The following is a 10,413-nucleotide window of genomic DNA, read 5'->3' as shown; positions in this document are numbered from 1 at the left end:
AGACCCGCCGCATCATCGACCGGCTGTACGGCTACGAGGTCAGTCCGGTGCTGTGGCGCAAGGTCATGGCCGGGCTGTCCGCGGGGCGGGTGCAGTCGGTGGCCACCCGGCTGGTCGTCGAGCGGGAGCGCGAGCGGATTGCCTTCGTGGCGGCGTCCTACTGGGATCTCGAGGCGGTGCTCGACCCGGGCGCGTTCCCGGCCCGGCTGGTGGCCGTCGACCGCCGCCGGGTCGCGGCCGGCCGGGACTTCGGCCCGGACGGCCGGCTCAGGGGCAAGGCGGCCACCGAGTCCGTCGTGCTGGACGAGGCGACGGTCGGCTCCCTCGCCGACGGGCTGGCCGACGCCAGCTTCGCCGTTCGCTCGGTGGAGGAGAAGCCGTACCGGCGCTCCCCGGCCGCGCCGTTCATGACCTCGACGCTGCAGCAGGAGGCCAGCCGCAAGTTGCGGTTCTCCTCGCAGACCACCATGCGGGTGGCCCAGCGGCTGTACGAGAACGGCCACATCACCTACATGCGGACCGACTCGACCACCCTGTCGCAGGCCGCGATCGGGGCGGCGCGGGCGGCGGCCCGCGAGCTGTTCGGCGCCGACCACGTGGCCGACGCGCCGCGGCAGTACACCCGCAAGGTCAAGAACGCGCAGGAGGCGCACGAGGCGATCCGCCCGTCGGGGGACGCCTTCCGGACGCCGGGCGAGGTCGCCGGCGAGCTGGACCGCGACGAGCTCAACCTGTACGACCTGATCTGGAAGCGCACGGTCGCCTCGCAGATGACCGACGCGCGCGGGTCCACCGTGTCGGTGCGACTCGGTGCGACGGCGGCCGACGGGCGGGACGCCGAGCTGGCGGCCTCCGGCACGGTGATCACCCACCGTGGCTTCCTGGCCGCCTACGAGGAGGGCCGAGACGAGGACGCCGACACCGAGGACGGCGAGCGCCGGCTGCCGCAGCTGGCCGCGGGCGACCCGCTGGAGCTGCGCGCCCTCGAGGTCGAGGGGCACCAGACCCAGCCGCCGGCCCGGTACACCGAGGCCACCTTGGTGAAGGCGCTGGAGGAGCGCGGCATCGGCCGGCCCTCCACCTACGCCTCGATCATGGGCACCATCCTCGACCGCGGCTACGCGGCCAAGCGGGGCAGCGCGCTGGTGCCCAGCTTCCTGGCGTTCGCCGTCGTCACGCTGCTGGAGCGGTACTTCAGCGGCCTGGTCGACTACGACTTCACCGCCCGGATGGAGGAGGTCCTCGACCAGGTGGCGGGCGGCTCCGCGGCGCGCACCGACACGCTCAAGGACTTCTACTTCGGCGACGACAGCGGCGAGTTCGCCGGGCTGCAGCCGCTGGTGAACAACCTCGGCGAGATCGACGCCCGGGAGATCAACTCGATCCCGGTGGGCGACGGCATCGTGCTGCGGGTGGGACGCTACGGGCCCTACGTCGAGCGCGGCCAGGGCGACGAGGCGCAGCGGGCCAACGTCTCGGCCGACCTCGCGCCGGACGAGCTGACCGTGGCCAAGGCCGAGGAGCTGCTGGCCCAGCCCTCCAGGGACCACCCGCTGGGCACCGACCCGGCGTCCGGCCGGGAGATCGTGGCCAAGACGGGGCGCTTCGGGCCCTACGTGACGGAGGTGCTCCCCGAGGGCGCGCCGAAGTCGGCCAAGCCGCGCACCGCCTCGCTGTTCAAGGACATGAGCCTGGACACGGTGACCCTGGACGATGCGCTGCGGCTGCTGTCGCTGCCGAGGGTGGTCGGGGTGGACCCCGCCGACGGCGCGGACATCACCGCGCAGAACGGTCGCTACGGCCCGTACCTGAAGAAGGGCACCGACTCGCGCTCGATCACCAGCGAGGACCAGCTGTTCGAGATCACCCTGGACGAGGCACTGGCGATCTACGCCCAGCCGAAGCTGCGGGGCCGGGCTGCTGCCGCGCCACCGCTGCGCGAGCTCGGCCCGGACCCGGCGTCCGGCAAGCCGATCGTGGTCAAGGAGGGCCGGTTCGGCGCGTACGTCACCGACGGGGAGACCAACGCGACGCTCCGCAAGTCGGACGCCATCGACACGCTCACCCTGGAGCGGGCCATGGACCTGTTGGCCGAGAAGCGGGCGAAGGGCCCGGCGCCCAAGAAGACCGCCAAGCGCGCGGCCAGGCCGGCTGCCAAGTCGGCGGCGCCCCGCAAGCGCTGACGGTGCCCGCCGCTAGGGTCGGGGCCGTGCGGTCAGCGTTCATCGCCTTCGAGGGCGGCGAGGGAGCCGGCAAGTCGACCCAGGTGGCTCGGCTGGCCGAGCACCTGCGTGGCCTTGGCCACGACGTGGTGGTGACCCACGAGCCGGGTGACACCCGGATCGGCCCGCAGGTGCGCCGGATCCTGCTCGACCCGGCGAACGCTGGCCTGTCGCCGCGAGCCGAGGCGCTGCTGTACGCGGCTGACCGGGCCGAGCACGTCGACGCGGTCATCCGCCCGGCCCTGGGGGCCGGGCAGGTGGTGGTCACTGACCGCTACGTCGACTCCTCGCTGGCGTACCAGGGGGCCGCCCGCCCGCTCGAGCAGGACGAGGTGGCCTGGGTGAACCGGTGGGCCACCGGCGGACTGCTGCCCGACCTCACCGTGCTGCTCGACGTGGACCCGGTCGAGGGGCTGCGCCGGGCCTCCGACGAGCCGGACCGGCTCGAGGCCGAGCCGCAGGAGTTCCACCAGGCGGTGCGGGCCGCGTTCCTCGAGCTGGCCGGTCGCGAGCCGGGCCGCTACCTCGTGGTGGACGCGACCGCCGACCCGGACACCGTGGCGGCCCAGGTGGCCGAGCGGGTCGAGCTGCTGCTCGCCGACCCGGCGGGGGCTCGGCCATGACCGTGTGGGACGACGTCGTCGGGCAGCCGCGCGCGGTCGAGGAGCTCAGCCGCGCGGTGGCCTCGGCGGCCGAGCTGGTCAACCACACCGGCGAGGGCCACGCCATGACCCACGCGTGGCTGGTCACCGGACCGCCCGGCTCGGGCCGGTCAACCGCGGCGGTGGCGTTCGCCGCCGCCCTGCAGTGCGTGGACGGCGGCTGCGGCCACTGCCACGAGTGCCGGACCGCGATCGGCGGCACCCACCCCGACGTCGAGGTGGTGCGCCCGGTGGGGCTGCACCACCTCACCGACGACATCCGGCACCTGGTGCGTCGCGCGTCGCTGTCGCCGTCCGGGGGTCGGTGGCAGGTGGTGATCGTCGAGGACGCCGACCGGTTGGAGGGCCCCGACGAGGCCTGGCGCCCGGCCAACGCGCTGCTCAAGGCGATCGAGGAGCCGTCCCCGCGCACGGTGTGGATCCTCTGCGCGCCGTCGATCGAGGACGTGCTGCCGACCATCCGGTCCCGCTGCCGTCAGATCGGGCTGGTGACACCGCCGGTCGAGGCGGTGGCCGACTACCTGGTCCGCCGCGACGGCGTCGACCCCGCGATGGCGTCGTTCGCCGCACGGGCCGCGGGCAGCCACGTGGGCCGGGCCAGGCGGCTGGCCACCGACGAGGCCACCCGGCTGCGCCGGGCCGAGGTGCTGCGGGTGCCGTCCGGGCTGGCCGACGTCGGCTCCTGCCTGACCGCGGCGGTGAACCTGGTCGAGGCCTCCCAGGAGGAGGCGGCGCAGGCCATAGCGGCGCGTGACGTCGCCGAGACCGAGGAGCTGGCCATGGCGTTGGGCCAGGGGTCCAGCAAGGGTTTGGACGGCCGCGGCCGGGCCCAGCTCAAGGAGCTCGAGCGGCAGCACAAGCGCCGGGCCACCCGCACCCAGCGGGACCTGCTGGACCTCTCGCTGCTGGACATCGTGTCCTTCTACCGCGACGTGCTGGCCGTGCAGCTGGGCGCCCGGGTGCCGGTGCTCAACGTCGACCTCGAGCGAGAGGTGCACGCGCTGGCGCGGGCCTCGACGCCCGAGCGGACCGTCCAGCGCATCGACTCGGTGCTGGCCTGCCGGGAGGCGCTGGCCGGCAACGTGGCCCCGCTGCTGGCCGTCGAGGCGATGACCCTCGCGCTGCGCTGACCCGGCCACCTCGGTTGGCGGGCGGCGCCCCGCTACTCGTCGACCGGGCGGGGCTGGGCGGCGGCGAGGCCGTAGGTGTAGGCGCGCAGGCTCTCGACGGCGGGGGCCACGACCTCCTCGACGCTGCGGTCGAGACCGGGCGCCCCGAGCAGGGTGGCCGAGGCGGCGAGCAGCCCCTCGTACATGGCCGCGCCCTTGTCGAGGCGGCCGGCCACCACCTCGGCCGCGGCGACGGCCGCCGACCCCGCCTCCGTCCCGGCCATCTGCTCCCGCACACCCTGCAGGACCGCCAGTCGGTCCGCCAGGTGGTGCAGGGCGGGCGTGGCGGTGCTGGCCGCGGTTCGCAGCTCGTCGCCGGCGTCGGGGTGCAGCCGGGTCACGGCCGGGATGACCGCGGCGAGTTGCTGCTCGGCGCGCGCCAGCCGGGCCACCTCCGCGGCGCCGGTCGCGCGGCTGGGCAGCCGTGGCAGCGGCGGGGCCGGCTCGGGAGGTGGCTGCGGGGCACGGACGCCGCGGAGCCGGGCTGCGGCGTCCACGGCCAGGCCGGCCGCGCCCGCGGACGCGAGCAGCCACCACCAGTTGGTCGTGGGAACGGCCGCCACGGCAGCGCCCGCCGCGCCGACCGACCCGACCCAGATCCGGCTGTGCAGCCCGGAGACCCGGCGCTCGTAGCGGCGCAGGTCGCGCTGGTAGGCCTTGACGACCTCCCGGTCCGGGGCCGGACGCCGGGCCGGTTCGAGCGCGGCCAGCACATCGGCGACGGTGGTCGCACCGGCGCGCAGCACGCGGACCACCCGGTCGACGTCAGACGCCGTGACCCGCACCCGCTTCTTCGCCACGCTCCAACGGTACGACGGCGGCGTGAGACGCTGGGGCGGTCGTTGAAGGCAGCACCCACGAAGGAGACTGGGACCGCATCGTGCGCCGTACCGCTCGCACCCGTTTCGTCGCGGCCGTCGCCGGTGGGCTGGTCGCCGTCCTGGCGCCGGCGGCCTGCAGCGCAACGTCGTCGTCCACCCCCCCGAGTGCGACCCCGCAAGCGGGCTCGACCACGACACCCACGGTCTCCCTGCAGCAGTTCTACGACCAGAAGGTGACCTGGAAGTCCTGCGGCGGCGGTTTCTTCTGCGCCACGGTCGAGGTGCCGCTGATCTACCAGCAGCCGGACGCTGGCACGGTGGGGCTGTCGGTGATCAAGCTGCCGGCGAGGGACCAGGCGCACCGGCTGGGCTCGCTGCTCGTCAACCCGGGTGGTCCTGGCGGGTCCGGCGTGGACTATGCGAGGGCGGCCGACCGGGCGTTCACCTCGACGCTGCTCAACGCCTACGACATCGTCGGCTTCGACCCGCGGGGGGTGGCCTCGAGCGACCCGGTCAAGTGCCTGACCGACAAGCAGCTCGACGTGTTCATCGCGATCGACGGGTCCCCGGACACCCCGGCAGCCGAGCAGGCGCTGGTCGCGGTGTCCAAGGAGTTCGAACAGGGGTGCGAGCAGCGCAGCGGCCGGCTGCTGCCGTTCGTCGGCACGGTGGACGCGGCGCGGGACATGGACATCATCCGGGCCGTCGTCGGCGAGGTGAAGCTCAACTACTTTGGGGCTTCCTACGGCACGTTCCTGGGGGCCACCTACGCCGAGGAGTTCCCGACCAAGGTCGGCAGGATGGTGCTGGACGGCGCCATCGACCCGGCCATCGACGCGGTGGAGCTGGGCAAGGGCCAGGCGGAGGGGTTCCAGCTGGCCCTCGACGACTTCCTCAAAGACTGCTTCACCCACAGTGACTGCCCGGTGGGTCCGGACGAGGCCACGGCGCAGCAGCAGATCGTCGACCTGCTGGCACGTGCGGACGCTCACCCGCTGGCCGGCTCACGCCCCGTGACGGAGTCGCTGGCCCTGCTGGGCATCGTGTTCGCGATGTACGCACCCGAGCAGGGCTGGCCGGTGCTGCGCCAGGCGCTCGCCCGGGCGCTGCAGGGCGACGGCTCGATCCTGTTGCAGCTGGCCGACCTGTACACCGATCGGGCCTCCGACGGGCACTACACGTCCAACCAGAACGAGGTCATCTACGCGGTCAACTGCGTGGACCGCGCGGACCACTCGACGCTGGCGCAGATCCGCGGCAACGCGACCGACTGGGCCAAGATCTCGCCGGTCTTCGGCGCGTACCTGGCCTGGAGCAACCTGCCCTGCACCATGTGGCCGGTGCCGGCCACCGACCAGGCCGGGCCGATCCACGCGGCCGGTGCGCCGCCGATCCTCGTCGTCGGGACGACGCGTGACCCGGCCACGCCCTACGCGTGGGCCCAGGCCCTGGCCTCCGAGCTCGACTCGGGCCGACTGCTGACCTATGAGGGCGACGGACACACGGCGTACAACCGGGGCAGCCAGTGCATCGACACCGCCGTGGACGGCTACCTGACCAAGGGCGCGCTGCCGGCCGTGGGCACCCGCTGCACCTGACCTCGGGCTGGTCTCGAGCGACTGTAGACTTCTGCCCCGCGCCCGGCAGGGCGCACCGCCGCCTTAGCTCAGTTGGCCAGAGCAACGCACTCGTAATGCGTAGGTCCGGGGTTCGATTCCCCGAGGCGGCTCCACGCCTTCAGGCCTCTGACGCGAAGATTCGCGGTGCGCTGTACAGATTTCATAGGAAACACGGCGAGCGCCGTGCATCTTTGCGCACCACGGTGCGCCGGAGGCGCCGCGTTGCTGACCTGCGGCTTTGCCCGTTCCAAGATCGTTCCGAAGTACATCTGTGTGCCAGTTTGTGTGCCAATGGCAGCGGCGCACGCGGGTGGACGCGGACGGGCTGAGGTGCGCCGCCACGGCCGCCGGCTGTCGGCCGAGGTCAGTCACACAGCCCGCGACCCACCCGTTCCGCGGCCTCGGCCGTGAGCTCGGGGGCGACGTGGCTGTCGGTACCCAGGGTCAGGCTGATCTGGCTGTGCCCGAGCACCCGCATGACGACTCGCGCGGCACCCCCATGGTGAGCGTGATCGCCGCCGCGGTGTGCCGAGCGCCGTGCAGCCGGCCAATTATCCGGAGCAGGCCGTCAGGTTCTGCACTGCCGAGCTGAGGGCACCCGGACCACCCACCAGCGTGATCTGGTTCGCCGACAGGCGGCTGATTTCGTTCAGGTCAGCCGCCGGTACACAGGCGTAGTCGGAGAGCAGGACCGGCCCGTCCACTGCGGCGGCGAGGGCCGCAGCAGACAGCGCATCGGCGAAGCCGGATCCTGTCGCCAGGAATACTCGGCTAGCAGAGCCGAAGAAGGCCTGCGAGATCGCCGCCGCGGTCCCGTACCGATCGACCCCAGATAGCCGGCGCACCGTCGGCGCGTAGGTTGCCAACGAGGTGGCCACTGCCGCGGAAACAGCGCCGGGCCCGCCCAGGATGGTGATCCTTCCCGGGTGGAGCCGCCGCAGCTCAGCCACCGTCTCGGCCGGGATCCCGCTCGACGTGACGAGCAGCACCGGCACCCGCGCGGCCCCCGCCGCCGCAGACCCGGTCAGCGCATCGGGATAGTTCGTGCCGGTTGTGATCAGGACTTCAGCAACCCCCGGGGCGAAGTACCTGGCCGACAAGGCAGCCGCCGTCGCATACCGGTTCGCACCACTGACCCTGGTCACCGGGCCGGTCGTGAACGCCTTGAGCGCGAGCAGCACCGTGTCGGAGACGGCACCGGTGCCACCAACCACGACGATCTGCTGCGGAGCCAGCGCCGCCAGCTCAGCCGAAATGGACGACGGGATCGCGGTCGGCTGGACCAGCAGGACCGGACCGCCCATCAAGCCAGCGGCTGCACCGGCAGCCAGCGCATCGGGGAAGTCCTGCCCAGTCGCCACGAACACAATCGGAACCCCCGGGCCGAAGTGGTCCCTGGCAATCGCCGCCGACGTGGCGTAACGGTCAGGCCCGAAGTCCCGACCCACCGTCGAGGTAGCTGCTCCGCCACCGCCACCACCGCTGGGGTTGGCAACCGTCAGCGTGCAGACCTGGGTGGCGTCGGCACCCACGCTGTTGTGTGCGGTGATGTTCAAAGCGTAGGTCCCGGCCGACGCAGACCCTGGAGTGCCAGACACAGTGGCCGTGCCGTCACCGTTGTCGATGAACGACACCCCCGACGGCAACGCGCCCGTCACCGACAATCGCGGCGCCGGCGAACCCGACGTTGTCACCGTGAACGACCCCGCCGAACCCGCCGTGAACGACATCGAGGCGGCACTGGTGATCGCCGACGCCTGGCTGACGGTCATCGTGAAGGCCTGGGTGGCGTCCGACCCGACGCCGTTGTGCGCGGTCAACGTCAGCGCGTACGAGCCGCCCGTGCCCGCCGCCGGCTTCCCGCTCAGGGTGGCCGTGCCGTCACCGTTGTCGATGAACGACACCCCCGACGGCAACGCGCCCGTCACCGACAATCGCGGCGCCGGCGAACCCGACGTTGTCACCGTGAACGACCCCGCCGAACCCGCCGTGAACGACACCGACGCGGCACTGGTGATCGCCGACGCCGACGTGACCGATGGGTTGCTCACAACGCAGCTGGCGAGGGCGTTGCTGTACTCCGTTTGCACGACGTAGGCGACGCCATCCGACCCGAGGATGGTGCCCTGCTGTGCGTTGCAGATGTCACCGATCTCGCCGTTGGCGAGGTCGTACCAGGCCAGCGGCGGAGCGTTGCTGGTGGCCAAGCCAACCTCGGGATCGGTGATCGTCTCTACCAGTTCGTGGGACAGCACCGAGGTGGCATTGTTGAACTCCACCGGGTCCGTACCGCAACCGGTCCCCGCTGGGGTGAAGTCGGGCATGACGGTGTAGTAGACCTCGCCGTAGCCGGGGACGTTGGCGATCGTGCCGTGGTAGGCGCAGAACCCGCCGCTCGCCATCGAGCACGCACCGGTGTCGCAGATGGTCGTGCCGGACGGGAAGTACACGACGTAGTCGGTGTTGTTGTTACCCGCCGCGTCTTTCTGCGGTGCCGGCACGTGTCCGGCCACGATCTGCGCGGACAGCTCGGACTGCACCTGGCTGTCCTGGATGGTTGTCCCGCTGTTGGCCGCGGAAGGGGCAATCGAGACCAACCGGTCATACGTGCTCCACCCGATGCGCTGGTTGGTCTGCCCCAGGCCGGCGGTCGGCGTCGGGGTGACCGAGTTGTACTCCCCGTCCAACCAGCTCAGGTAGCTCGAGTTGGATGTCCCGGTGAGGAACGTGCTCATGTTCGGCGTGACGCCATCGGTGACGTAGGTGCGGTAGGTGCCCGGGCCGTAGAGCACGCCGACGGTTCGCACGTGCGACACCACGCGCCCGCCGTAGTACGTCAGCTTCGCCCCGGCCGGAGCGGAGGCGTTGCGTGCCCCTGTCTGGGACGCCTTGGCCCCGTATGGCATGACGTGCACCCGGTGACCGAGCACCGTGCCCGCCGGTGCCACGGGGGCGGACCCGGCCGCGAATGCGGACACCCGCGGCAGGAACAGGCCCGCCGCAAGCACGGACACGGTGGCAACACGCAGGGCCGAACGGCGCAAGGGGTCTCCAGTGAACACATCAACGAGGAGACCGACCAGCCCCCCAGCCCGATTTCTAGCACGATCGTCAGCGCAGGCTAAGTAATGACTCACCGGCGAGATCAGCGGGTGTCCCGTCGGCGTGCCGACGGGAGGCCCACGCACTACCAGGCGCCACTGTCCACAAGCCGCCAACAGCTGGGCACCCGTGATCTCCGGGTCCAGCAGTGGTGGACCCACGGCAGTACGCGGGTCAGCGAAGTCCAGATCAACCACGTCCTGCAGGCCATCGGCGTCCAGAGCACCAACGGCGGCGGGGCGTTCGTGACCGGGCCCGGAGGAGGCTCCGTCGACCCGGTCCAGTGCCTGCTCCAGCACGGATACACCCAATGGACCAGCTACCAGCCCAACAGCCGGTACTGGACCTTCCAGGCAATCGAGTTCGGCTGGCTGGCCATCCTGTCTCTGCACTTGCTCGCAGCCACCCTGTGGTTAGTCCGGCGCCGGGGAGCCTGACCCCGCACACGAGTCATCTGGCCGCGCCCCTCCCACGGCTGGCAGACATCGAGTCCACCGCGGCGGCCGCTGCTGCGTCACCTACTGAGAAGGCGATCATTCGGAGTGGAGGTCTCCATGCGGGCTGCCGCCGGTCTCGCTGCCCTGGCATGCGCCGGCTGTCTGGTCGCCTGCGGGACCACCTCCACCCCCGCCCCTACCGCAGCAACGATCGCGTCCACCGAAATCCGGCTCTCCTGGCGTACCCGTGGGTGCCTGAGCGCGCCTGAGGGGTGGCACGCCGTTCCCCGCCTGCGGTTCCTGCTGTCGAAGGCTGGAACTGAGGGCGTGAGGGAACGGCGTGCGCGGGTCAACGGTATGGGCTGGGCTGCTCGGGATCGA

Annotated in this window: 7 protein-coding genes and 1 tRNA gene; 6 read left to right on the top strand and 2 right to left on the bottom strand. The window is 72.0% G+C overall.

Annotated elements, in window-relative coordinates; all coding sequences use genetic code 11:
* From topA to VIM19_21015, 3 genes are all read left to right on the top strand, one after another.
* Positions 1-2,183: type I DNA topoisomerase (gene topA, locus VIM19_21025; protein ID HEY5187316.1), on the top strand; the 2,183-nt coding region annotated here is incomplete at its 5' end.
* A gap of 26 nt (positions 2,184-2,209) precedes the next feature.
* The gene (gene tmk, locus VIM19_21020; protein HEY5187315.1) at positions 2,210-2,845 is read left to right on the top strand and encodes a dTMP kinase; all 636 of its coding nucleotides are present in this window, start codon (positions 2,210-2,212) and stop codon (positions 2,843-2,845) included.
* Positions 2,842-4,014 carry a DNA polymerase III subunit delta' gene (locus tag VIM19_21015; protein HEY5187314.1) on the top strand — a complete coding sequence of 391 codons (1,173 nt, stop codon included), beginning with the start codon at positions 2,842-2,844 and terminating at the stop codon, positions 4,012-4,014. Before tmk ends, VIM19_21015 begins: the two co-directional genes overlap by 4 nt.
* Positions 4,015-4,046: 32 nt before the next feature.
* Here the strand turns inward: VIM19_21015 and VIM19_21010 are convergent, their stop codons facing one another.
* Positions 4,047-4,853, bottom strand: coding sequence for a hypothetical protein (locus VIM19_21010; protein HEY5187313.1), 807 nt, complete (start codon positions 4,851-4,853; stop codon positions 4,047-4,049).
* A gap of 80 nt (positions 4,854-4,933) precedes the next feature.
* On the opposite strand from VIM19_21010, the gene VIM19_21005 reads away from it, so the two are divergent.
* Both VIM19_21005 and VIM19_21000 read left to right on the top strand, forming a co-directional pair.
* Positions 4,934-6,472, top strand: a complete 1,539-nt coding sequence (locus tag VIM19_21005) for an alpha/beta hydrolase (GenBank protein HEY5187312.1) — start codon at positions 4,934-4,936, stop codon at positions 6,470-6,472.
* A gap of 57 nt (positions 6,473-6,529) precedes the next feature.
* A tRNA-Thr gene (locus VIM19_21000) sits at positions 6,530-6,606 on the top strand.
* Between the two features lie 438 nt (positions 6,607-7,044).
* Here VIM19_21000 and VIM19_20995 read toward each other — a convergent pair.
* Complete coding sequence (locus VIM19_20995) at positions 7,045-9,507, bottom strand: cell wall-binding repeat-containing protein (protein HEY5187311.1); 2,463 nt, start codon at positions 9,505-9,507, stop codon at positions 7,045-7,047.
* Between the two features lie 138 nt (positions 9,508-9,645).
* Between VIM19_20995 and VIM19_20990 the strand changes: the two genes are divergently transcribed.
* Positions 9,646-10,032 carry a hypothetical protein gene (locus VIM19_20990; GenBank protein ID HEY5187310.1) on the top strand — a complete coding sequence of 129 codons (387 nt, stop codon included), beginning with the start codon at positions 9,646-9,648 and terminating at the stop codon, positions 10,030-10,032.
* Positions 10,033-10,413 lie beyond the last annotated feature (381 nt).

Source organism: Actinomycetes bacterium (genome assembly GCA_036510875.1).
Lineage (GTDB): Bacteria > Actinomycetota > Actinomycetes > Prado026 > Prado026 > DATCDE01.
The sequence above is the reverse complement of the archived record's forward strand: the minus strand, read 5'-3'. Positions and strand labels throughout refer to the sequence as shown.